The organism is Natrialba sp. SSL1, assembly GCF_001861355.1.
Classification (GTDB): Archaea; Halobacteriota; Halobacteria; order Halobacteriales; family Natrialbaceae; genus Natrialba.
In genome coordinates this window covers 69,401-92,334 of the sequence record NZ_MASN01000001.1, presented here as the reverse complement: position 1 = coordinate 92,334, position 22,934 = coordinate 69,401, and the positions used below count along the sequence as shown (strand labels likewise).

At 59.7% G+C, this 22,934-nt stretch carries 28 protein-coding genes; 7 read left to right on the top strand and 21 right to left on the bottom strand.

Going from position 1 to position 22,934, the window contains the following annotated elements; all coding sequences use genetic code 11:
* The first annotated feature begins 90 nt into the window (after positions 1 to 90).
* Entirely contained in the window at positions 91 to 1,578 is a 1,488-nt protein-coding gene (locus BBD46_RS00480) for a DUF7289 family protein (RefSeq protein ID WP_139173449.1), read from the top strand.
* A gap of 298 nt (positions 1,579 to 1,876) precedes the next feature.
* Positions 1,877 to 3,361, top strand: coding sequence for a DUF7289 family protein (locus tag BBD46_RS00475; protein ID WP_420883929.1), 1,485 nt, complete (start codon positions 1,877 to 1,879; stop codon positions 3,359 to 3,361).
* 12 nt (positions 3,362 to 3,373) lie between these two features.
* Here the strand turns inward: BBD46_RS00475 and BBD46_RS00470 are convergent, their stop codons facing one another.
* Positions 3,374 to 4,009, bottom strand: coding sequence for an adenylate kinase (locus BBD46_RS00470; RefSeq protein WP_071399813.1), 636 nt, complete (start codon positions 4,007 to 4,009; stop codon positions 3,374 to 3,376).
* A 59-nt stretch (positions 4,010 to 4,068) separates the two neighbouring features.
* On the opposite strand from BBD46_RS00470, the gene BBD46_RS00465 reads away from it, so the two are divergent.
* A complete protein-coding gene (locus tag BBD46_RS00465) occupies positions 4,069 to 4,581 on the top strand; it encodes a hypothetical protein (protein WP_071399812.1) in 513 nt (170 codons plus the stop codon).
* Positions 4,582 to 4,679: 98 nt separating this feature from the next.
* Here BBD46_RS00465 and BBD46_RS00460 read toward each other — a convergent pair whose 3' ends face one another.
* Positions 4,680 to 4,970, bottom strand: coding sequence for an amphi-Trp domain-containing protein (locus tag BBD46_RS00460; protein ID WP_006651548.1), 291 nt, complete (start codon positions 4,968 to 4,970; stop codon positions 4,680 to 4,682).
* A 602-nt stretch (positions 4,971 to 5,572) separates the two neighbouring features.
* Between BBD46_RS00460 and coxB the strand changes: the two genes are divergently transcribed.
* The 4 genes from coxB (at position 5,573) to BBD46_RS00440 (ending at position 11,911) form a co-directional block, all read left to right on the top strand.
* Positions 5,573 to 6,604 (top strand): cytochrome c oxidase subunit II, encoded by a 1,032-nt coding sequence (gene coxB / locus BBD46_RS00455; protein WP_071399993.1) that lies wholly within the window; start codon positions 5,573 to 5,575, stop codon positions 6,602 to 6,604.
* Positions 6,604 to 9,084, top strand: a complete 2,481-nt coding sequence (locus BBD46_RS00450) for a cbb3-type cytochrome c oxidase subunit I (protein WP_071399811.1) — start codon at positions 6,604 to 6,606, stop codon at positions 9,082 to 9,084. The genes coxB and BBD46_RS00450 overlap by 1 nt, the downstream gene beginning before the upstream one ends.
* Positions 9,085 to 9,243: 159 nt before the next feature.
* Positions 9,244 to 9,504 (top strand): cytochrome C oxidase subunit IV family protein, encoded by a 261-nt coding sequence (locus tag BBD46_RS00445; protein WP_006651545.1) that lies wholly within the window; start codon positions 9,244 to 9,246, stop codon positions 9,502 to 9,504.
* A 295-nt stretch (positions 9,505 to 9,799) separates the two neighbouring features.
* Complete coding sequence (locus tag BBD46_RS00440) at positions 9,800 to 11,911, top strand: hypothetical protein (protein ID WP_071399810.1); 2,112 nt, start codon at positions 9,800 to 9,802, stop codon at positions 11,909 to 11,911.
* A 499-nt stretch (positions 11,912 to 12,410) separates the two neighbouring features.
* On the opposite strand, the gene secY is transcribed toward BBD46_RS00440, so the two are convergent.
* Genes secY through BBD46_RS00345 form a run of 19 tightly spaced genes read right to left on the bottom strand, consistent with a single transcriptional unit; the run spans position 12,411 to position 22,931 of the window.
* On the bottom strand, positions 12,411 to 13,880 hold the full coding sequence (secY, locus tag BBD46_RS00435; protein ID WP_071399809.1) for a preprotein translocase subunit SecY: 1,470 nt from the start codon (positions 13,878 to 13,880) through the stop codon (positions 12,411 to 12,413).
* Positions 13,881 to 13,883: 3 nt separating this feature from the next.
* The gene (locus BBD46_RS00430; protein ID WP_071399808.1) at positions 13,884 to 14,396 is read right to left on the bottom strand and encodes an uL15m family ribosomal protein; all 513 of its coding nucleotides are present in this window, start codon (positions 14,394 to 14,396) and stop codon (positions 13,884 to 13,886) included.
* A 2-nt stretch (positions 14,397 to 14,398) separates the two neighbouring features.
* A complete protein-coding gene (gene rpmD / locus BBD46_RS00425; RefSeq protein ID WP_071399807.1) occupies positions 14,399 to 14,866 on the bottom strand; it encodes a 50S ribosomal protein L30 in 468 nt (155 codons plus the stop codon).
* Positions 14,863 to 15,528, bottom strand: a complete 666-nt coding sequence (locus BBD46_RS00420; RefSeq protein WP_071399806.1) for a 30S ribosomal protein S5 — start codon at positions 15,526 to 15,528, stop codon at positions 14,863 to 14,865. The genes rpmD and BBD46_RS00420 overlap by 4 nt, the downstream gene beginning before the upstream one ends.
* Positions 15,525 to 16,073, bottom strand: a complete 549-nt coding sequence (locus BBD46_RS00415) for a 50S ribosomal protein L18 (RefSeq protein ID WP_006167995.1) — start codon at positions 16,071 to 16,073, stop codon at positions 15,525 to 15,527. Before BBD46_RS00415 ends, BBD46_RS00420 begins: the two co-directional genes overlap by 4 nt.
* Positions 16,073 to 16,522 carry a 50S ribosomal protein L19e gene (locus BBD46_RS00410; protein WP_006651538.1) on the bottom strand — a complete coding sequence of 150 codons (450 nt, stop codon included), beginning with the start codon at positions 16,520 to 16,522 and terminating at the stop codon, positions 16,073 to 16,075. Before BBD46_RS00410 ends, BBD46_RS00415 begins: the two co-directional genes overlap by 1 nt.
* Complete coding sequence (locus BBD46_RS00405; RefSeq protein WP_071399805.1) at positions 16,515 to 17,237, bottom strand: 50S ribosomal protein L32e; 723 nt, start codon at positions 17,235 to 17,237, stop codon at positions 16,515 to 16,517. The genes BBD46_RS00410 and BBD46_RS00405 overlap by 8 nt, the downstream gene beginning before the upstream one ends.
* A 3-nt stretch (positions 17,238 to 17,240) precedes the next feature.
* Positions 17,241 to 17,774: a 50S ribosomal protein L6 gene (locus BBD46_RS00400; RefSeq protein WP_071399804.1), complete on the bottom strand. Its 534-nt coding sequence runs from the start codon at positions 17,772 to 17,774 to the stop codon at positions 17,241 to 17,243.
* A gap of 2 nt (positions 17,775 to 17,776) precedes the next feature.
* Complete coding sequence (locus BBD46_RS00395; RefSeq protein ID WP_006651535.1) at positions 17,777 to 18,169, bottom strand: 30S ribosomal protein S8; 393 nt, start codon at positions 18,167 to 18,169, stop codon at positions 17,777 to 17,779.
* A 1-nt stretch (position 18,170) separates the two neighbouring features.
* Positions 18,171 to 18,383, bottom strand: a complete 213-nt coding sequence (locus BBD46_RS00390) for a 30S ribosomal protein S14 (RefSeq protein ID WP_004213682.1) — start codon at positions 18,381 to 18,383, stop codon at positions 18,171 to 18,173.
* Complete coding sequence (locus BBD46_RS00385) at positions 18,376 to 18,915, bottom strand: 50S ribosomal protein L5 (RefSeq protein WP_006651534.1); 540 nt, start codon at positions 18,913 to 18,915, stop codon at positions 18,376 to 18,378. Before BBD46_RS00385 ends, BBD46_RS00390 begins: the two co-directional genes overlap by 8 nt.
* The gene (locus BBD46_RS00380) at positions 18,912 to 19,610 is read right to left on the bottom strand and encodes a 30S ribosomal protein S4e (protein WP_071399803.1); all 699 of its coding nucleotides are present in this window, start codon (positions 19,608 to 19,610) and stop codon (positions 18,912 to 18,914) included. Before BBD46_RS00380 ends, BBD46_RS00385 begins: the two co-directional genes overlap by 4 nt.
* Entirely contained in the window at positions 19,607 to 19,984 is a 378-nt protein-coding gene (gene rplX / locus BBD46_RS00375) for a 50S ribosomal protein L24 (protein WP_071399802.1), read from the bottom strand. Before rplX ends, BBD46_RS00380 begins: the two co-directional genes overlap by 4 nt.
* Before the next feature lie 8 nt (positions 19,985 to 19,992).
* Positions 19,993 to 20,391, bottom strand: coding sequence for a 50S ribosomal protein L14 (locus BBD46_RS00370; protein ID WP_004213668.1), 399 nt, complete (start codon positions 20,389 to 20,391; stop codon positions 19,993 to 19,995).
* The gene (locus BBD46_RS00365; RefSeq protein WP_004213667.1) at positions 20,391 to 20,834 is read right to left on the bottom strand and encodes a 30S ribosomal protein S17; all 444 of its coding nucleotides are present in this window, start codon (positions 20,832 to 20,834) and stop codon (positions 20,391 to 20,393) included. Before BBD46_RS00365 ends, BBD46_RS00370 begins: the two co-directional genes overlap by 1 nt.
* Positions 20,825 to 21,229 carry a ribonuclease P protein component 1 gene (locus tag BBD46_RS00360; RefSeq protein WP_071399801.1) on the bottom strand — a complete coding sequence of 135 codons (405 nt, stop codon included), beginning with the start codon at positions 21,227 to 21,229 and terminating at the stop codon, positions 20,825 to 20,827. Before BBD46_RS00360 ends, BBD46_RS00365 begins: the two co-directional genes overlap by 10 nt.
* A gap of 15 nt (positions 21,230 to 21,244) precedes the next feature.
* Entirely contained in the window at positions 21,245 to 21,457 is a 213-nt protein-coding gene (rpmC, locus tag BBD46_RS00355; protein ID WP_071399800.1) for a 50S ribosomal protein L29, read from the bottom strand.
* On the bottom strand, positions 21,457 to 22,434 hold the full coding sequence (locus BBD46_RS00350) for a 30S ribosomal protein S3 (RefSeq protein ID WP_071399799.1): 978 nt from the start codon (positions 22,432 to 22,434) through the stop codon (positions 21,457 to 21,459). The genes rpmC and BBD46_RS00350 overlap by 1 nt, the downstream gene beginning before the upstream one ends.
* Positions 22,434 to 22,931, bottom strand: coding sequence for a 50S ribosomal protein L22 (locus tag BBD46_RS00345; protein WP_071399798.1), 498 nt, complete (start codon positions 22,929 to 22,931; stop codon positions 22,434 to 22,436). The genes BBD46_RS00350 and BBD46_RS00345 overlap by 1 nt, the downstream gene beginning before the upstream one ends.
* Positions 22,932 to 22,934 lie beyond the last annotated feature (3 nt).

Here is a 22,934-nt window from a genome sequence, read left to right as displayed (position 1 = left end):
GGAACGTACTCACCACAGGTGACAGGAGATACATAATAGAGTTCTTACTATGCGAACGTTTTATTATACTGATAGTCAATACACTGGACAATGATCGGACGAGACTGCTGCGGGTGGGGTGCTGTCTCGCAGCGCGGGCAGTCGGCACTACTTGGCTTCGTCCTGTTGGTGGGGATGGTCGCAGCAGTTAGTGTTGGTGTCTTGCTCGTTGCTGGCGAGACAATAACCGGAACAGAACAGCAAGCTGAGACCGAGCGTGTCGAACAAGCGTTCGTTGAGATGAGCCAACAACTGTCTTCAACTGCGGTGAACAGTGACATCACCCAGTCGATGGACATCGAAACCGGTGAGGACGGTGCGATAGTACTGAAAAATACGGGGAATATTCACATATACGGTTCATCGTTCGATGAAAATATTTCGATCGGTGCAATCGAGTATGAAGGGCAAAACGGCGACCGAATAGCCTATCAGGCAGGTGGTGTCTTCAGAGAGACGATGGACGAAACACAGGTGGTTTCTGCACCACCGGTTCATTTCAAAGATCAAACACTCTCATTCCCAGTTGTCGAACTCGATGATGAAGGCGCACTTGACTCCGGGAGCATGCAATTAGATCACGACGGAACGACACTGATCAGTGATAGTGACGTTATCGAGAACGACGTCGTGACGATCAATATTACGAGCCAGTACTACAAAGGGTGGGAAAACTACTTCGAGCGACAAGCGGGAGAAAATGCCATCACAGAATCGGAAGCGATCAACGAAACACACGGCTACGTCACAGTCGAATTGGGATACACTGGCATTGAGGCCGTCTTCGAAAACGCAGTCGTCTCGGACGAACAACCGGCTGATCCAAACAACCCTAATGCCGGAATACATGGGAATCTGATGTACGGTGAAGAGGTGGAAATCGACCCCATCGATAGTGAGATAGAGTCGATGGTCGAGAACGCCGAGACCGAGTACGACGAACTCCCAACAGATTCACAGCAAATCACAGCGGGTGACTACTACGTTGGTGATAACTTCGACACAACATCGTATGATGTGAATGAGTTCAACGTATCCAACGGGAATATCACAGTTATCGTCGATGGCGATCTCGAGGTTCACGACGAAATTCGAGTCGAGGGATGGGAAGAAACTTCGGGCGAGGTTCAGTTCTACACCAACGGAAGCTTTGACTTAAACGCTGATATGTACGTCGGAGAGTCCGCGTACAGTCCGGGAGCGGGACAGGGAAGTGAACCCGACGAATCGAACCTGCATTCCAGGTATCTCCAGGTATACGGCACCAGTGATTTCGAGATGCAACTCGGTGGAAACGATCACTACGAAGGGATCGTTTACGCACCAGGCGGGACCGTCAAATCCGATGGCGGTGGTGGGACTGCGGATATCTACGGCTCGGTCGTCACTGGAACTGTCGACATTAGCGGTGGAAACAGCGAAATCTGGCACGACACCGACCTCACGAACTTCGAGCCCCGAATGGAAGATGGTGGACAACTCCCACCACAGATTACGTATCTGAACGTTGCAAAACACGACGTGTCCGTCGACTCGTAATCGTCTCATCTCACCAACTCTTTCGTCGTCTGATTTCGCTCCCGTAATCGTCTGGCAGTATCGTTGGCTCCGCCCAGTTGATTCTCGTTGACGACTACACACAGATTTCGTCAGCAGAGTCGTATTGTCGTGAGAACGTTGGGATCGTTCAAAATCGTCCACTCGGGTGTCGGCCACGGGCGACGGTAGAATCGGTATCTTACCAATGCATATAACTATCGAAGAAACGAATGTGAACTGTTCTGAATGGTATGATCAAACGATGTAATTCATGTACTGACGAGCGAGCGGGAATGCTATGCTCAGACGGAGTTCGGGAGTTCAGTCCCGACAGTCATCACGGGCCCAGTCCGCTATGATCGGGTTCGTGATACTGATCGGAATGGTTGCAGCAGTTAGCACAGGTATTTTTCTCGTCGCCGGTGAAACCGTCACCAGTCTCGAGCAGAGTTCCGAGCAGGAGCGCGTCGAAACCGCGTTCGTGGAACTGAGTCAACAGATGAGTACTGCCTCGTCAAATACTGATGTACTCCAGTCGATGGATCTCGAGGTTGGCAACGACGGCGCAATCGTAAAGAAAGATACCGGAAATATCACTGTTTCCTCGGAGGCGCTTGATAAGGACATCGACCTCACCATCGGAACGATTGAGTACGAAGGAGAGGATGGAACGATTCTAGCATATCAAGCGGGAAGCGTTTTCCGCGAAACTGGCAACGAAACGCGAGTTATCTCTTCTCCACCAATCTATTACGAAAAGACCACTGAAACGCTGACGTTGCCAGTGGTCACGGTGAGCGGCGAACAGGACCTCGGGACCGGGGGTGTCGGTATCAGCCACGAGGAGACGACGACGTTTCGTGAATCTGCCGTCGTCGAGAACGAGAGCGTAACGATCACCGTCGAGAGCGAATACTATCGCGGTTGGGAGTCCTATTTCGAGCAGCAGGCGGGTGACACGGTTGTCCGAAACGTCGACCACGATAATCGGACCGTCGAAGTCCGGGTTGGTTACCTGAACGTTGATGAGGCGTTCGAAGACGGTATGGTTGTCTCCGAGAACTTCGATGACTTCGAAAACGCCGACGTAGAGAACGGGACTGTCAGAGAGGGATCGATGCCCGAACTTGATCCAGTCATCGAGGAGATGATTGACGACCACGAAGACGACGATTCACTTCCGACGACGAATGGAACCATCGCCGGCAACAAGACGTACTTCGAGGACGAAATTACGATCGACGGTAAAGATGAACTGGTCGTCGACACGTCAGCCGGGAATACGACGATTATCGTCGATGGAAACACGAGTGTCGAAGGCCAGCTTGTCGCGGATCCTGACGGTTCGGATAACGAACTGCGAATATATACGACAGGCCATCTCGATATCGAAGGCGGAAACGTTTCCGTAACGGACGGGAACGCGGGTCAGTTACAGTTGTACGGGACTTCGAATACTCACGTTGGCATTGGGCCTGGAGAATCCTCCTTCCACGGAACGATCTATGCCCCGCGTGATGAACCCTGGGGTGACACAGAGAACGAGGTGTTCCACCAGGGACAGTGTTCGGAACAGGTCTGCATGCAGTCGGACGTCGATTTCACTGGTGCGCTCGTTGCGTCATCGACAAACGTCCACTCTGCCTCAGTCTCCTTCAAATACGACGACGAACTCGAGAACAACGAAATCGATCTCTACCCAGACACCTACACATTGCCGCCGCAGCTAACGTACCTCAACGTCGCTCATCACGAAGTGAATATCGATAACCGAGGGAGATAGTCCGTAGTTCGTCTACGTTGTCGATTCGATCGTCTCTTTCACTGACTCCCAAACGTCGTCGGGTGCCTGCTCGCCGTCGACGCGCTCGAGTGTCCCCTGGTCGTCGTAGTACTCCACGACCGGTTCCGTGTTCTCTCGATAAACGCGAAGTCGTTCGCGGACGGTCTCCTCGGTGTCGTCCTCACGCTGTTCGAGTCGGTCTTCGACCTCGGGATCCTCCGGCGGGTTATACTCGACGTGGTAAATCTCACCCGTCTCGGGATCCATCCGCCGGCCGGTAAGGCGGTGAACGAGTTCCTCCTCGCTGACATCCAGATAGAGCACAACGTCGAGATCGGTCATCCCCTCGAGTTCCTCCGCCTGCTCTAAGTTCCGCGGATAGCCGTCGAGGACGAAGCCGTCGGTCTGGGAAAGTGCTTCATCGACGATAGCGTTGACGACCTCGTCGGGGACGAGCTCGCCCTGGTCCATGTACTCGCCCGGGGTGTCGTACTCCGTGTCCATGTCGGAGATATCCATCTGCTTGTTCGAACGGAGCGCATCACCAGTCGTGACGTGTTCGACGTCGAACTCGTCGGTGATATTCGCACTCTGTGTCCCTTTGCCTGCCCCGGGAGCCCCGAGAATCAAGATTCGTGGCTGTGCCATATCTGCTCGTTCAGCGCCAGCGCATAAAGGCTTAAAGAAACGGGCACATCTACTGCTGTATGACCAGATTCGATGCCGAAGCGCCCGCAGATCGCCGAAATCTGTACGTCGACGCCATTACAGCACACCGAACGCGTGCAAGCGGATTCGTCACGTTCGAAGCGGACGAGAGCGTGTTCGACTCGAGTACGACTGAGAATGAGACGGCACTCGAGAGCGACGATGCTGGTGACGACGAAGGAAGCGGGTCGGAGAGTGGGAATGTAAGTGAAAGTGAGGCTGAAGACGACCTAGAACTGGACCCGTCACTCGGTGTTCCGTGGCTGCAGTTCGGTGACGGCACGATCAACCTCGACTGCACCGACCAGGAGCTCGACCGTCTGAAACAGCTGTTGAACGACTTCCCTGTGTTCAAAATTGAGGAGATTACCCGGCCCGAAGATGCCGACGGCGTCAACGTCCACGTCAGTGCAAAAGCGGATCCGAACCGGATCGGTCAGTTTATCGACGCCGTCTTTCGGACGGTATATGGGTTACCGTCGTCGTTTCGGGTGTGGGTCGTCGAACTTTGATTTGAGCCGGATTGGTAGTTAGACGGGATCAGTATTCTCGGTAGGCAGCTGTTTTGTACCCGTAGGTAGCTGTGCTGTAGACGTATTTCAGGATCAGCTCACTCGATCTGCAGCGAGCCATCCGCCGAGTCGTCGGTGTCTGCGCCCTTTTTCCACTCGAGTTCGAACTCGATACTGAGTTCGCCGGGATCGGACTCGTTCGAGTACTCGTGTTCGGCTTTGATCTCGAACGTTGGGTTTGCTGGTGGCGACATGGTGACGGAGTCGGAGCCGGCAGAGAGGGTGATGTCCTCGCCCTGTTCTAAGTTGTCGGCTGCGGCACGGAGGTAGGCGGCGATCTCGTCGCGGCTCAGTTGCTGTTCGAATTTGAAGAGAACGTCTTCTGGCATACGTCGTGGTTAGAGAGCAACAGTATAGAGGGTTGCGCTCTGTCCAGTGCGCTGAGAGAGGTGGGTATCGGGTATCGAGTGTCGGGTATCGTGTATCGGGCCTTTGCACGTCGCTGCGAAGACTGGTAGTACCCGTTGGACGGTACGTTGTGGGGCTTTGCGCGTGTATACTGTGTCTCTCTGTGAGTGTGTGTACGGTCAGGTGAATACCCTTCCACGACCGACTCTCTGATTTCAGTAGGCATCCGCGCGCGAGCGTAACTCGGTGTGAGAGACGGAGTTCGGTGTGTACACAGCCACAACGTGAATCAGCTGTGCCGAACCTGTTCGCATCGGTCGCCTCGCGGCAGGGAAATACTCCGGGTTTCTAACGAAAATCGCGCATCGCCAACGATAGAAAGAAGAGGACAGACTCCAACAGGCAACCCGAGGACCATGTCGACGGGCAGACTATGCTGACGCGAGCCATCGACAGACAGCATCCGGCAAATCTGAACGCGTCGGCCCGTTTCCAAATAGATAAGTGGTCCCGGAAACCACCGTCCGACATATAGGCGGCTCCAATAGAGGTGAATACGATCTTCAACGCATACACGACTCCGATGCAGGTGCAGACCCGGGTCGATATCTTCGAGGAAATTTTCCTCGTGTTCCTCGGTCTCGGGACGCTCGTCGGTGTCGTCGTTGTCGCGTACACCTTGTACAACGCGTACAAGTATCGTGATAACGGCGACTCGAAGGCCGACGAGGATCTGCCGACGCTCGGAGAACTTCCGACAGGCGGACAGGGCGGTAAGAAGCTATTCCTCTCGTTCGGACTGAGTGCCATCATCGTCATTTCGCTGGTTGTGTGGTCCTACGGGATGCTCCTCGTCGTCGAGGACGGACCGGACACCCCTGACGAAGAGGCACTCGAGGTCGACGTCGAAGGCTGGGCCTTCGGCTGGGACTTCGAATACGAGAACGGTATCGAGACCGGCGGTGAGCTCGTCGTTCCCGCTGATACACCGATCTGGACAGAGGTGACATCACGGGACGTCTGGCACACATTTGGGATCTCAGAGCTTCGCGTGAAGGCTGACGCGATCCCAGGCGAGACTGACGAAACCTGGTTCGTCGCCGAAGAAGACGGCGACTACCTGATCGAGTGCTTCGAGCTGTGTGGCTTCGGCCACTCCGGTATGGTTGCCGACGTGACGGTTCTCCCTGAAGACGAGTTCGAACAGTGGGTCGACGAACAGCTCACGATGGAGATAACACTCGAGGACGAGAACGAAGAGCGCGTCACTGACGGCTTCGAACTCGAGCTCGTCCACGAGGAGAACGACCAGTTCGAGGAGGACCTCAGCTTCACGTACACGGACGATGAGTTCGAGAACGGCTCCATCACGATCGGCGAGATCGAACAGGGTGGGCCGTACGAGCTGACCATCACCTCGACTGACGACGAGTTCGAGACGATCGAGGAGACTGTCGACTTCACCGAGCCAATTGACGAGACCTACACGGTCGAGTTGGGAGCTGAAGACGACGAAACTGATGATGAGGATGAGGAAGAGGAAGCTGACGAAGAAGACGAAGAAACGAACGACGACGGTGACGGCGAGGAAACCGACGAGGGAGGTGACGAATAATGGCTGATCTCCCACCAATGACGACGGTCAAGCGCTGGCTCGTCACGACGAACCACAAAGACGTCGGGATCCTCTACATCGCTACCGCTATCTTCTTCCTCCTGCTCGGCGGCGCGATGGCGCTGATCTTCCGGATCCAGCTCTGGGAGCCAGGCGGAGTCGGTATCCTGTCCGGGAACGAGTTTAACCAGGCAGTCACCACACACGGGCTGTTGATGGTGTTCTGGTTCCTCTCACCGATCGCCTCCGGATTCGCAAACTACCTCGTGCCGCTGCAGATCGGTGCGAAGGACCTCGCGTTCCCGCGGATGAACGCCCTGAGCTACTGGTTCTACCTGTTCTCGGGCGTACTGCTGATCATCTCGTTCTTCCAGCAGGGCACCTTCGCTGGCGGGTGGACGATGTACGCGCCACTGAACGTGCCGACGTACACACCCGCGATGGAGGCGACGACGGGTGGCAACGCCGTCATCCTCGGGCTCATGCTGTTCGTGATTTCGATCACGATCGGGACGGTGAACTTCCTCGTAACGATTCATCGCTCCCGTGCGGAGGGGCTCGGCCTCTGGAACATGCCGATGTTCACCTGGTCGTGGCTCCTGACCGTCTGGATGATGCTGTTCGCGTTCGCAGCGCTGCTCGCTGCACTGCTGTTGCTGGTGAGTGACCGCGTCTTACTGACGCAGTACTTCGCGACAGATCAGGGGTCGAGCCTGCTGTGGGCACACCTGTTCTGGTTCTTCGGTCACCCGGAGGTGTACATCGTCTTCTTCCCCGCACTGGGGATCATGTTCGAGACGTTCCAGACGTTCACCGGACGACGCCTCGTCGGCCGCAAGTGGGTCATCATCGCGATGGTCCTCGTGGCCGTCCAGTCGTTCCTCGTCTGGATGCACCACATGTTCCTGACGACCATCAACCTGGAGATCAAGACGTTGATGATGGCGACGACCATCGGGATCTCGCTGCCGTTCGACCTGATGGTCTTCGCGCTGATCTACACGATGGTCAAGGGTCGCGTGCGATTCACGACCCCGTTCCTGTTCAGCCTCGGTGCGCTCGTGCTGTTCATCCTCGGCGGTATTACCGGGGTCTTCCTCGGTGCCGTCGTGCTGGACTACGAGTTCCGTGGCACCTACTGGGTCGTCGCACACTTCCACTACGTGATGGTCTCCGGTGTGACCGCACTGGTCGCCGGCCTCTACTACTGGTGGCCAAAGATCACCGGAAAGATGTACTCCGAAACGCTGGGCAAACTCAACTTCGCGGTCTACTTCATCGGGTTCAACATGCTGTACTTCCCGATGTTCCTCGCCTGGGAAACGCCACGGCGTGTCTTCCACTTTGCCGAGGGTGCCCAGACCTACCACCAGGTTGCGACCGTCGGGGCGTTCATCCTCGGCGCGTCGTTCCTGATTATGATCCTGACGTTCGCAAAGAGCTGGGTCTCCGGCCCCGAGGCTCCCGACAACCCGTGGGAGTTCTCCCGAACGGCCGAGTGGGCGATTCCATCCCCACCGCCGCTCGAGAACTGGGACGGCCGACCAAGCTACGCCAGCGGCCGACTCGAGTTCGTTGAGGACTCGCCGGCTGCGACGGACGGCGGGGTCGCACACGGACAGGGTAACCAAGCCGAGGCCGGAATCGAGCACGAAGAGGAACACGCCGACCACGCCAGCATCTGGCCGTTCGGTATCGGTGTTGGGACGTTCGTGTTCTTCCTCGGCCTGTCAGGGCTGACGCCCTACATTGTCGACTTCGCCGAAGGAACGCCAAACCCGCCCGAGGGACTTACTACCGTACCCGAACCGAGCATGCTGTATCCGATTCTGACGGTGCTCGGGATCGGTATCATGGGTGTGACGCTGTACAAATTCGGCATGGAGGACTTCGAAGTGCCGGAGATGAACATCGCAGAGCGCTGGCCGTTCGGCGGTGTCGGCAACACCAAGTTCGGTGTCTGGGTGTTCCTGGCATCTGACGTCGTCGTCTTCGGTGCCATCATCGGTGCGTACGTCTTCATGCGCATCCACATGGGCTGGCACGAGTGGACGACTGTGCCGTTCGCTTCCTGGCCAGGTCTGCTCAACACCTACGTGCTGCTCACGTCGAGTTTCACGGTCATCCTCGCGCTCGTGATGGCCGAACGGAAGAGCAAGAAGGGGCTGCTCGGCGCTATGACGGCGACCCTCCTGCTTGGGCTGACGTTCATGGGCGTGAAGGCCTACGAGTACAGCGTGAAGTTCGCTGACGGCGAGTACTGGTGGTACGGCCTCGAGTACTCGATCTACTACGTCACGACCGGCCTGCACGCACTCCACGTGATCCTCGGACTGTTCATCGCCGTGTTCATGATCTACCGGATCATCAGCGTCGATGCGTATCTCGAGGATCATCGCCCGGTGGAGTTCTTCGGACTCTACTGGCACTTCGTCGACATCGTGTGGGTCTTGCTGTTCCCACTGTTCTACCTGATGTAGCGCCGGTTCGCTACACAGGTTTCTGATTTTGCGTTTTGGTTCGTTTCCAGTAACCAGTGAGCGACGACGCCAGCTGTACGCGAACATAATCGCCACCACACCGGTGTGACGGGGCGCATGAGGAAGGTATAAGTAACCGACGCTCACAATTCTACGCTAATGGCTGACCTTCGAACGTACACCATCATTTACGTCCTGCTGTTGGTACTGGGTACGGGGAAGTTCGTCTTCTTCGAGTTCGACTTCGCGTACTCGATCGCAATTGGCGGGACGATACTGCTCGCAGTAGCCAAGATTGGACTGATCGCTGCCTACTACCAGCACCTGATCGAAGAGCCGCGGTCCATCACGTACATGATGGCGACCGCCGTGTTCATGGTGTTCCTGCTCACCATCGCAGCGGGATACTCCATTCAGTAATCGGTCTCCCAGCGGGTATCGGCCGACGACCGGTTCGTTTTTGCTCGTATTTCTCACCCTCTTTCTCGCGCTCTGTCTCTCACCGCTCATCCCTCAGCTATCCGTTCGTTACGTATTCGTTCCCCTCCTCTCCATTCGTTTCGTCTATCCAGTGACAATGGCGCTCTGACCGTACGACAGCGCCAGCGTACTCACACGTTCTGCACCATCCGTAACAGAAAGAGCGACAGTCCACGCTCGTGGACGATCACACATACTATCGTGTTTTATAACGCCCGGGTCGCAACTGCATCATATGACACGGTGGCGCTTCCAGCGTGACGACCGCGGCTCGACGAGCCGGCGAGAGCTCCTCATCGCCGTCGGCATCGCCGTCCTCGCTGGAATCGCCGTTCTGGGTCTCGGATTTACGTACACGTACGGCGAGGCTCCATCGGAGACGCTGCTCACCGCCGACACACCACCGCACATGACGGCCTACGACACCCCCGAAGCGGCTGCAGACGAGATGGGGGAGGCGGACGAACTCTACCTCCTGGCTGACGACAGCGGTGTACTCGTCTACGAATCCGATTCGGCGGACGGATCGACCCAGCTCGGTGCGGACGTCACACAACAGCTCACGGAGCTCTTACTGGGGCTGTCAGGCGGGTCCGCAAGCGAACTCGAGTCAGCAGGTGAGTCCGGCAGTTCTGCCGGCGGTGACGAGCCGACGGCAACGACGGCACTGGGCTCGTTCGACCTCGAACAGGACCTCGACCAACTGTTCGCCCAGCCCACCGGCGAGACCGCGCTGACGATCGATGTCGACGGCGAATACTCGCCGGACGCAAACGAATTCGACGCCTCGCTCTCGAGTACAACGGCGATCACCGAGATGCCGGGACCGATGGCTGCAGAGGCGACGGAGACGACGCGAGCACAGCACGGGACACCGGTACAGACCGTTTCGGAGCCGCCGACGGCCGCGGAAACGAGCGGCACGATGGAGATGACGCCCGAAACCGTTACCACGAGCGGGCAGTGGGCCGTCGTTCACGAGCGAGCCTCGAACGCAGCGCAGGACGGGAACACGACGCCCGCTGCGAGCACCGAGCTCACGCTCACTGACGACGGACTCTCCGACGGCTACCGGCTCTCGGTCAGCCAACTCGAGTACGTAAACACGAGTGACGATGCGATCCTTGCCGACCAGACGGCACTCTCGAACGCGCTCGAAGCAGAGTACGACACCATCGCTGCAACGTTCGACGGCGAAAGCGACGTAGAACTCCACCACCACGAGTACGCGGTCGTGGAGACCGACGGGGTCGAAAGCCAGAACGAAACGGCTCGACTCGAACTCGAGTACACCGTGACGTACACGGGGATCGACGACGGAATCGAGGCGATGGTAGCGACCGAACTGGCTGACCACTCCCAGGTGTCCACACAGGAGGCGTCCGAGATCGCGAGCGGGGTGACGGCGCTCGACCTCGAGACGGTCACGGTATCGCGGACGACGACGCAGACGGAAACGGAGACGCGAACAGTGGTCGATTGGGATGTCGCGGTCGGGAACTATCAGGAAACGGCGCGGGCGCTGGCGGATGTGACTGCCCCCGGAGACGAGAACGGGACGGCTACCAACACGACGGACGACGCGTCAGCAGCGAATCTGACACCCGACGAACGCGTCGCGGAGACGCTGGCTGCACAGGCCGCAGCGGATCTCCGGACGACGACCGAGTGGAACGCGTCGGTCAATGTGATCGATGCCGACGAGGCGGGAGACGACGATCACGAGCAGACGGCGGCCGTCCCGCAGGCGACAGTTGACGCGACAGTGACCGGGACGACCGACAATTGGAGCGAGTACGTCGAGGAGCGTACGGACCGCGGGTTCGAAGAGCCTGCAGCGGTTTCGTTCTCGCTCGCTGCCACGGATGTCGATGGGGAACTCGACCTGCACGGCGAGTTCGAACTCCCGCGATCGACGGTCGCGGACAGAACCCTCGGCTTCATCACGGAGTCGCTCGGTCCGGACCCGCTCGGCGGTCAGACCGGGTCGGAGTTCGTCGACATTCTCGAGGAGTGGAATCTCGACCTGACGCGAACGAGCGTCGAACTGGGTGACGATACCGTCCGCATTACCAGCGGCGCAACCGTCGAGGATCTGGGAACCCTGGTCGATCAGGTCGGGCCGGCCGAGCTCGTTCCGGGCGGAACGGCGGTTGAAGACCAGCCCGAACGGACGTACGTTCACGTCGCCGACCTCGGTCTCCCTGAGTCAGTGGACCGGGATGCGCCTGGACAGGAACTCGAGTCGTTGCCGGTCGTCGACGAAGAGACGACGCTCCACGGCGTCGGTGTGTGGGACGGCGAGGAGATCGTCGTCGAAAGGGAAACCGAGAGCGGAGAGGGGTGAGTCCGAGACTGTGAGTCGCTTTCGCGTCGACCGGTCTGACGTTCGGTATTCCGATGTCGTTCACGTTCTCCTGACTTGAATTGGGCACGAGTCATACCGGACTCGAGTCCGGTGGTGTAGCTGAGCGAACTGTGGCTCACTGTCGCTGGCTGTGGAGACAACACGAACGACTAGAAGGTCATGGGTTTGAACGGGAGACAGCCATAGTAACGCGAGAGTTGCGAGTCGAGAGCTGAGAGTGAAGTGGTGAGTGATGGGAGCTGAGAACGGAGTCGTGAGTAACGAGAGACGAGAGCGGAGTGGTGAGTGATGAGTGGGAGTGATGAGAGCCGAAAGACGCGGGATGAGCGAACAGCACCGCCGGACGAGGAAAACAGTACACCACTGCACGGAATCTACTGAGACGCGTCTCACGAGACGAGACGGCGTGGAAAAGAACAGACCGCAAAACAGCGATAGACTAGCAATCGAAGAACTGCAAGAGACTGCGTAGGGCAGTCTACTCTTTACCGAACATCTCGCGCATCATCGGGTGCATCTCCATCATCTGCTCTTCGGCGATCTCCTCGTAGAGCTTGTAGGTGATGGAGACGGCCAGCAGCAGGCCGGTCCCGGTAACCGCACCGATCGTGCCGAGCATGTTCGCCCAGACGGCGAGCAGGCCGACGAGTGCGCCACCGATGACGGTCACCTGCGGAATGTACCGCTCCATGACCTTCTCGATGACGCCGACGTTCTGTCGGAAGCCGGGGATCTGCATACCGGAGTTCTGAATCTGGCGGGCGGTTGCGTCAGGCCCCATGTTGGTGGTCTCGACCCAGAAGATGGCGAAGATGGCACCGCCGATGACCATGAACGTCAGGTCGACGCCGATGCGGATCATCACCATCCAGGCTTCCTGGGCGACCTCACCGGTCCACCACATCCAGTCGTCGGGCGAGTAGATCGGTGCCGTGTAGTAGAAGAACCCACCGACGGGCTGGCCGTCAGGGCCGAAGGTTCCGAGTACGGACGGCATGCTGTCTCCCAGCTGGGAGTACATGATCTGCCCCATGAACTGGATGTTGGCCTGCAGCGCTCGAACGAGGATCATTGGCAGGACGCTCGCGTAGATGAGCTTCACTGGGAAGCGACCGCGAGCACCCTTGACGCGGGCGTGGCTGAGTGGGATCTCCACTCGCACGGACTCCGCGTAGACGACGATTGCGAAGATCAGCAGCGTCGTCAGGAGCGCAATGATCTGTCCGCCATCACCCATCAACAGGGTGTACAACCCGTCACCGGAGACCAGCGAACCGACCTCCATCTGACCCGTGAGGATCAGGTACCAGTTGTAGAAGAACCCACCTTCGGTGGGCTGGATGAACCCGGTCACGAGACGCTGGCTCACGCCGGCGATGATGAACAGCCCGATCCCGCTGCCGACACCCCACTTGCTGACGACCTCGTCCATGTAGAGGATGAGGACGCCGCCGATGAAGATCTGGGTGAACATCAGCAGCTGAATCTGGGTGTGATCGAAGGTGAATCCGCCGAGCGTGAGCGACTGCTGAGCTGGCAGGAAGCCGCCGGCGAACACCATCGGAAGCGCAGTTAACGCCGTCATCACGATGACGAGCAGTTTCTGCAGTCCCTGGTAGAGGACCTGATCACGTGGGTCGTCCGTATCGAGACCCAACAGGTTCGCACCACCGAGCAACTGCAAGACGATGCTTGCCGTGACGATCGGTCCGATACCGACCTGCAGCAGGGACATGTGCTCGCCCGCGAGGACGGCACGGAACTCCCCGAAGAGGTCGTCTGCCTGCCCGGCTTCGATGCCGAGCAGCTGGATGTTCGTCAGGAAGAAGTACAACATCAGGATGCCGGCCGTCCACGCCAGCTTGCGCTTGAAGGGGACGTGCCCCTCCGGACGGCGCACTGCGGGCATCCGTGTTAAGACCGGTTCAGCGGCTTCCTTCCATCCCATATGTTACTCCTCGTCCTGTTCGGCGTCGTCGGCGTCTTCAGCGTCGGCTTCCGCCGCTGCTTCGGCTGCTTCCTGTGCACGCTCGGAAAGGACGGCTTCGCCATCGGCAGCCTCGATCTTCTCGCGGGCTGCATCGGAGAAGGCATCAGCCGTCACTTCGAGTGCGTTCCGGACCTGTCCGGAGCCAAGCACCTTGACGACGTCGACCTCGTGACCATCCTCGACGATATCGCGTGCGTCGAGTCGGTAGCCGTCGTCAGTCTCTTCGGCTTCATCCTCGGCGACGTAGAGGATCGCATCTTCATCCAGTTTCTGGATGTCGATCTCCGCGACGTTCTCGCGGATCCCCTGCGGTCGCTTGAAGCCGTGTTTGCCCTTCGGTTCGTAGTTGTGGAACTCGTGTTTGCTTCGCCCGGCGCGTCCGCGTCCACCACGGTGGCCTGCTCCACGTCGATTCTTGTGGGAGCCACCGCTGTGGGTGCGCGATCCACGCTGGCGTCGTTTTTTACTCGTCATTGTTATCGCATCGATTCTAACAGGACGTTAATTTCCTCGGTTGTATGCTTTCCGAGTTGGCCGCCCTCCGCGGTCGGCTTCTTGATCCCGTCGTGACCGCCACGCGGCGGGTGCAGTCGCAGCGTCGGCGACAGTCCCTGCTCGCGAAGCGTCGTCTCCTCTTCGAGTAGCGCCTCGGCGAGCGCACCGAACTCGTCGTAGTCGGTGTTCTCGGCGAGCCACTCCTCGTCCACGTCGGACTGGCGCCCCTCGAGTGGCTCCGCTCGCTTGGCGAGCAGCGTCTCGAGTACCTCGGCGTCAGGCTCCCCGTGGGCAACGAAGTCGTTGACCTTGTTGACCATGCCGACGTAGGTGTCGGTCTCGGGAATGAGCGCGCAGTGGTTGTTTTCGTGGATGTTGAGCATCTCCAGGGTGTCCTGGATATCCTGGTTGCGGTTTACCTCACCACGGACCTGGACGACGGCCTTCATTGGTCAGCCACCTCGGCTTCGTCGCTGTCACTGTCAGCGGCTCCGCGAATCTGTGGCTGGCGCGACTGCGAAGCGTTCTCGAGTGCGTTGAACGTCGCCTTCGCGAGGTTCACCGTCGTGCGGGTGTTGCCGTGACTCTTGGTCCAGGCGTTTTCGATGCCGGCGAGATCGAGGACGGCGTGAACCGTGTCACTCGCGGCGAGTCCGAGCCCTTCGGGAGCTGGAATGACCTCGACCTCGACGGAGCCGGCTTTGCCGGTCGTCTGGCGGGTCAGCGAGTGTGGACGGTCCGAACGGTCCTCCCACGAACCGGAGCCACGCGGGACCTTGATGATGTTCAGCTTCGCGATACCGATTGCCTTCTGGATGGCAGACCCGACCTGGTCGTCTCGGCCTTCCGCGTAGCCGACGTAGCCATCGCGGTTGCCGACGGCGACGACACAACGGAACTTCACGCGTCGTCCGGAGTCGGTCATACGCTGGACCATGTTGATGTCCAGCACTTCGTCGTCCAGTCCGGGGAGGAGCTGGTCGACGAGTTCGGGCTCCTTGAGCGGGAGTCCGGAGTTGAGGGCGGCCTCCATCGTGTCGATTTCGCCCTCCTGAACCATCCGACCGAGACGGGTAACGGGTTCCCATCCGCTGTCGTTGTAGTTGCTCATTCGAGAATCGCCTCTCGTACCTCGTCGAAGTGTTCTGGCAGTTCTGTTGCGTCGAAGTCGCCGCTGTACAGCGGCTCATCGAGCTGTGCTGCGTACTCGGCGATGTGTTCGCCGCGGGTACGCGACCAGTCTGCGAGCACGCTATCGTTGTGCGGGATCTCGAGACCGGCGTCGATTGCACCTTCCTGCACTGCGAACACCTTGTTACCGGGCGTCGCCGTGTTGAGGCCGATGTCGAGGACTGCCTCCTCGACACCGTTCTCGACGGCGCGCTGGCCGGCCAGCAGGCCGGTCAGGTACGCCGCGGAAATGTTACTCGTGGGTGCGTCCCAGCCGTACTCCTCGAGATCACTCGAGTGTGCGCTTGCGAGCGTCTCGTCCCCCTGAGGTCCGGGAACGATCAGCTGCGCCGTAGTGTGCTTGTTGCTCTTGCGGGCAACGAGGCGGGGCTTACCCGATTTCAGCAGGCGCAACCTCTGGTGGTAGTCCGTCCGGACCTCACGGCGACGCCGCATCGGCACTTTGTATCGTGGTCCTGTCGCCATTATTGGTCACCGTAGTTTTCGTCGATGTAGTTCAACAGGTACCGGACGCTACGGAACTCCCCACCGCCAGCTTTCTTGTAGAGCTCGCGGTACTGCGTGGGCGTCAGTTCGCCCTTGTCGCGGAGTTCGCGCAGCTTCCGTCGCTGTGCGCGGATCTTGTTCTGCCAGTCGTCTTTCTCGTTCTGGCGTGCGCCCTTCTTGCCGCGGCGCTTGCCGGGCCCCTTCTTGTGGCCGTAGGCACGCTTTGCGTTGCGCTCACGTGCGCGGCCGCGGGAGTTGCCCGTGGCGTCTTTCGCCTGAATGCGACCGTCCTGGACGAGTTCGCGGATCTCGTCACGGGTGATCGCTTCGGCGATGTCAGCCTGGGAGTCAGGGTCGAACCAGACACGATTCTGACCGACGTCTAAGACGTCGGCTGCGAGTCGTTTCTGTGCGGACAGATCAGTCATCGGATTCCACCTCGACCTCTTCGTACGTTGGGTTCAGGACGCGAACGCCCTGGTCTTCGGCGACTTCCTCGATACGTTCGCGCTTGCGTGCGCCAACGGAGGAGGAGATACGGGCCGCTTCCGTATCGCCGTCGACTCCTTCGAGGTCGTCGACGTTCTCGACGTAGACTTCCTCGAAGCCGCTCGGGTGCTTGCCCCGAACGGATTCTGGGGTGCGGTAGCCGGCCTGGACCGTCGGGCCCTTGCCTTTGACGCCCTTGCGCTGCTTCGAGAGCTGACCGCGTGGGCGTCGCCAGGATTCCGGCGTGCGCTTTTTCTTGTGGTAGTCCTGTCGGTTGAACTGCGGCTTGCCTTCGCTCTTGCGGCGCTGGAGGAGCCGTTCTTCCTCGTCGGAAAGCTCCGGCGTCTTCTCGGTCAGGCCGCGGGCCTGCAGTTCGGTTTCGACGTCGTCGTCGACTTCTTCGTCAGCTTCGTCGACGCCTTCGTCTTCGATCTCGGCCTCGGTCTCCTCCGAGACCTCGAGATCGCCGACGTCAGCCTTGATACGCGCTGCGAGCGCGTTGCCGACGCCGTCGGCTTCTGCCAGTTCGTCCTGGTCGGCTTCCTTGACGTCCTCGATGGACTCGAAGCCGGCCTCACGAAGGGCGTCTGCCTTGCTGGCACCGACGCCGCTGATGTCCTCGAGTTCCTGTGGACTGTCGTCTTCGTCTGCCATCTATCAGGCACCTCCTGCGGCGGGTTTTTCGGTGATGTAGACCCCGTCCTGGAAGACGCGGGTGTCCTTGCCCTTGACTTTCGTCAATTGCTCGATGTCTGCCGCCGTCTGGCCGACGTCCTCCTTGTTCGGACCGGAGAGGACGAGGCGTTCGTCGTCGACGGAGACGTTGGTGTCACCGTGGATAGTCGTACGTCGCGCTGCCTTTTCGCCGAGGAAGTTCTCGATGACGACTTCGTCGCCTTCGGCGCGGACCTGCATCGGGAAGTGAGAGTAGAAGACTTCCATCTTGTACTCCCAGCCGGTGGTCACGCCGTGGAAGGCGTTCTGGATGTGGCTTTCGAAGGTGCCGACGGTCGCGTTCGTCTTCGCGTCCTCGGCGTCACTTTCGATAACCACGGTGTCGTCCTCCACGTCGACGCTTACGTCGGGGTACCAGAGGCGGCGGGTAACGCTGCCTTCCGGTCCGTCGACGGTCACGTCGAGGTGGTCGATCTCGACGGTTACGTTGTCGGGGATGTCCAGTTCAACTCGCATGGTTAGTAGACGTATGCGATCACCTGGCCACCAATCCCCTTCTCACGAGCCTCGTAGTGGCTCATGATGCCGTCACTCGTCGTGACGACCAGCGCGCCGAAGTCTCGAGCCGGGAGGAACCGCTTCTCCCACTTCTCGAAGTCTTCAGCACCGGCGCTGTAGCGGGGCTTGACGGGGCCACACTCGTTGATCGCTCCTTTCAGTTCGACCTCGAACTGACCGGCTTTACCGTCGTCGACGTACTCGAAGCCGTCGATGTACCCGCGGTCGTAGAAGACCTCGAGTACGCTGCCGATCTCGTTCGAGGCGGGTGTTACCTCGTGGCTGAGATGCCCCACGCTCTCGGCGTTGTCGAGTCCCGAGAGCGCGTTGCTGAGTGGATCGTTTCCAGTCATATTATCGATACTTCTTGAATCCCATGTCGCGGGCAATCTCGCGGAAGCACTGGCGACAGAGGTTGATGTCGTACTTGCCGACAAGCCCCTGTTTGCGGCCACAGCGCTGACAGGCCGCTTCCTGTCCGGTGCGCTTTGCGGCGTGCTCTCCGGTGCGGTCGCCTGCGTCAGTCGCTTCCGATTCCGTTTCCGGTCCCTGTTCGCTTTCACTCATCGTCGTCCTCCGTGGAGACGTCTGCGTCGAAGTTCGCCTCGATGAACGCGATTGCGTCCTCGGGGGTGAGTCGGTGACTCGACGGGATCGAACGGCTTGCCTTGTCGCGCTTGGCGACGCGGTAGCCTGGACGGACCAGGTTGACGGTGACGTCCATCCCGTAGATCCCGACGTTCGGGTCGTACTCCTGGCTCGGGAACTCGGTGTGTTCCTCGACGCCGAAGCTGAAATTGCCCGTGTCGTCGAACTGCGTCGCGGACAGCGTCGCGAGCGGCAGTGCCTTCTCGAGGAAGTCGTACGCGTCCGTTCCGCGAAGGGTGACCTTCGTCCCGATCGGGTCGCCCTGGCGGATACCGAAGTCAGGCTCGGTCCGCTTTGCCTGCGTACGGACACTCTGCTGTTCGGTGACTTCTTCGATGATGTCTTCTGCCTTGCCGAGTTCGCGACCACCCTGACCGACGCCCATGTGGACGACGACCTTCTCGACGCGCGGTTCGCGCATCTCGTGGAATCCGCTGTCGGCTTCGCTCATTCGTCATCACCCGTAAAGTTCTCGTCGATGACGACGACGTACTCCTCGACGGTCTCGAAGGCACCGTCCTCCGTTTCCACGGTGACGATGTTCGATCCGCTGCTCTGAGCGACCTCGATATCGACGATCTCGCCGATCTTGCCGCCGTGGTTACCACGGATGGCCGTCACGAGCGCGCCCTCTTCGTACGGGAAGTGGGCGACGATCGACTTGTCGTCGTTGTCGACGACGATCGAGTCCTTGGCACCGTAGTCGTCCTCGTCGACGAGGACGTTGGTCCCGTCGTGCAGCGTCAGCTGGGTGTCGCCACCCGGGATCTGCTGCTTGCCCTCGATCTTGCCGAGGCGGCTGTCTGCCGATTCGGCGTCAATCTCGGTCAGTGCGAGGCGGCCTCCCTCGTCGGGGAAGACGCGGTAGTACTCCTCGCGGCCGGGGAACGCGATGATGTCGAAGATACCGATCGGACGCTGTTCGTCGTTGATCGGTTCGCCGTTGATGAGGATCGAGTCCTCGGACAGCGCGTATCGCGCTTCCTTCTTCGAGTCCACGTAGCCGAGTACGTCCCGCAGGAGGACGACGAGGGGAACACCCTCTTCGCCGTGGGGACCAGCGCCGGCCTTGACCGTGAAGACCTCAGTCTTGCGTTCGACCGGCCAGGATTTCGGTACTGACAGTCGTTTCTGGTGTTTCGTCATTCACTATCACCTTCTGCGTCGTCTGCATCGCCTTCGAGGCGTGCCTCGCGACGCTCGTCTTCGAGGTCGAGTTCGGTGATGCGAACGTTCGATGGGTCGAGCGGACGTGGCACCTCTTCGCCGTCTGCCGTCTCGACCGTGACCTCCTCGACGTGGATGGTGCCGTCTTCAAGGATCGCTCGAAGGACTTCACCTTCCTCGCCAGCGTGGTCACCGCGCATGACCTCGACTGTGTCCCCCGCGTTGACGCGGGTTCGACGAGTGTCGTACTCCTCGCGGAGTTCGTCCGAGAGCGTCGCGTGAAGCTGCTTCTGTCGCTTGTGCAGCGGCGCACGCTCCGTCTGGGTTCGCTGTTTGTGTGGTTGTTTGCTCATAACTATCCTTAGACGATCATCGTCGCGGTAGATGCGATTGCTCCGAAGCGCTCTGCGACTTCGCGGGCGATCGGCCCCTTGATCTCCGTACCGCGGGGCTCTTCGTTCTCGTCGATGATGACCGCCGCGTTGTCCTCGAACTTCAGGCGCGTGCCGTCCGGTCGGCGGATCGACTTCCGCTGGCGGACGATGACGGCCTCGAGAACCTGGCGGCGCATCTCCGGGGTACCCTTGGTCACGGAGACCGTGACCTTGTCACCGAGTCCCGCCTTCGGCTGGCGGTTCTTGGTGCCGTGGTATCCCGAGACGCTGATGACCTTGAGCTCACGTGCGCCGGTGTTGTCGGCACACGTCACGAGCGAGCCCTTCTTGAGTCCCTGGGTGACGTCGGCTTTCATTGCCTCCATTAGGCATCACCTTCGTCCTCAGCGTCCTCGCCGCCGAGATCGTCGGCGGACAGCTGTGGGTCCGGCTCGCTCTCGCCGGTCAGCGCTGCCACGTCCTCGGCAGTCGCTTCCTGAGTTACTTCGACGACCACGTGCGATTTCGTCTTCGACAGTGGTCGGGTCTCTGCGATCTTGACCGTGTCACCGACCGAGAGCGGCTCGAGCACACCCGGCACGTGTGCCGGAATGCGCGAGCGTCGCTTCATGTAGCGGTCGTACTTCGGAACCGCTACATCGTACTCTCGTTCGACGACTACGGTCTTGTCCATGTCCGTCGAGACGACCTGTCCTTCGAGGATCTGACCTCGAACGGAGAGCTCGCCGTAGAACGGACACTTCTCGTAGTCGTATTCCTCCGGGTTTGCTGGTTCCGGAGGGGTTTCAACGTCTAGTCCTATTGCCATGGTGAGTCACCACTTGTTTCCGTGCGTCGGGCGGGTCGTGAGAGCAACCGCGATCCATCGACCGTAACGTAGGCCACGCCCTCGCCAGCACAGTCCGGCGTCTCCGATTGCTCGGTCTCGCCAGGTTGAGTGTCGGCCAGTTTGGACGCGGTCCCCGACTCCTTCGCGGAGTCGGCGGCTTCATCTGTGATCGCGAACTCGAATACCGAGCCCGACTTTGGCACCATGACGACCCGAGACTCGCCGTCGCGTCGAACTTCGATCGAGAGGGTGTTGGTCGTCTCGATGACGACCCGCCCCTCGAGTCCCTCGCGGACATCGTCGTCACTCTCGACGACGCGGACCGGCAGTCCGTTGAGTTCGTGTCGCGGCAGTGTCTCGGGTGTCAGTGCCATTGTAATCTCTCTCTGTTATTCGTCGTCGAGGTCGCCTTCTTCTCGCTGGACCGTCTTGATCCGCGCGATCGTCCGGCCGAGTTCGCCGATTCGGCCAGGATTTTCCGGCGCACCACCGGCGGCGAGAACGGACTTCTGGTTCAGCAGTTCCGTCTCGAGTTCATCGAGTTCCTCCTCGCGTTCGGCGGGCGTCATGTCGCGGATTTCTTCGACGTGGAGAATTGCCATCAGGCGTCACCTCCTTCGTCGTCAGCGTCGGCGTCGGCGTCAGCGTCCGCTTCCATCTCCTCGACAAGTTCCTCAGCCTCTGCCTCGACGTCCTCCTCGAGTTCCTCGAGGTCTTCGTCGTCAGCGTCAGCATCGGCATCGGCGTCAGCATCAGAGTCGTCTTCATCATCGTCAGCCGCAACTTCCTCTTCGATGACTTCCTCGACGACTTCCTCGTCGAGCTCCGCTTCGTCGTCCGCTGCGGTCTCGACAGTTTCGTCGGCTGCAGCTTCGACGCCCTCGTCGGCTGCCTCGGCCTCCTCGGGTTCGCCCTCGAGAAGATCCTCGACACCTTCGGCCTCGTTGGCCTCGACGGCTTCGGGGACGAGCTCTTCCGGATCCATGTCCTCGTGAATCTGGAAGTCGTCCGGCAGCTCGGCGTTTGGCGGGATAATCTTCACCGTAACACCGATCGTGCCAAGCTTCATGACGGCCGTTCCCTGGCCCTCGTCGACGATTTCCTCTGCAGGCTCGCCGTTGTGCTTGATGTAGCCACGGTTGAACTTCTCCACGCGCGAGCGTGCACCCGTGACCTTCCCGGAGAGGACGATCTCTGCACCGAGCGCACCGGCTTCCATGATCCGGTCGATCGTCGTGTGACCGGCCTTTCGGAAGTACCAGCCGCGCTCGAGTGCGTTTGCGAGACGGTCCGCAACGATGCGTGCGTTCAGGTCGGGTTCGTCGACCTCCTGCACGTCGATCTGTGGGTCCTCGAGATTGAACTTCTCCTCGAGTGCGGTCGTCACTTTCCGGATGTTCTCGCCACCTTTGCCGATGACCATCCCGGGCTTCTCTGCCTTGAGGACGATCTGGGTTCCCATCGGCGTCTTGGCGACGTCCATGCCACCGTAGCCCGCGCGGCCGAGTTCTTCCTGGAAGAACTCGTCAATCTGGGACCGCTGCAGGCCGTTTTCGATGAACTGTTGTTCGTCAGCCATTAGTTGTCACCCTCCGCGTCCTCGGTTTCCTCGGCAGTCTCGTCGACATCTTCGACGACGATCTCGACGTCGACCTGCGGCGTGTTCCACGCCGAGGCACGCCCCATTGCGCGGGGCTTTCGACCGACCGATTCGCCGACCTTGTGGGCGGCGACGTGGGCGATCTCCATGGATTCGCCGTCGAATCCCTGGCTGTCGGCGTTGGCTGCGACGTTCTCGAGCAGGTCGAGGAAGGCCTCGGAGGCCTTCTCCGGGTACTTGCCCGCGTCCCAGCCCTCGATGTCAGATCGGTGGCCGGCACCGGTGTTGTGCGACTTGAACGGCACCGACTGTTTCTCGTCGATGACGTCCTGGAGGTACGCCTGCGCGTTGCCGACGGTTCGGCCCTTGAGTTCGCGGGCGATCTCCTTGCTGTGCTTGTGGCTCATGTGACGCTCCCGAAGCATCGCTTTCGCGGTTGTGTCCGGGTCCGCGTCGACTGAGTAGTTGATTCCCATGCG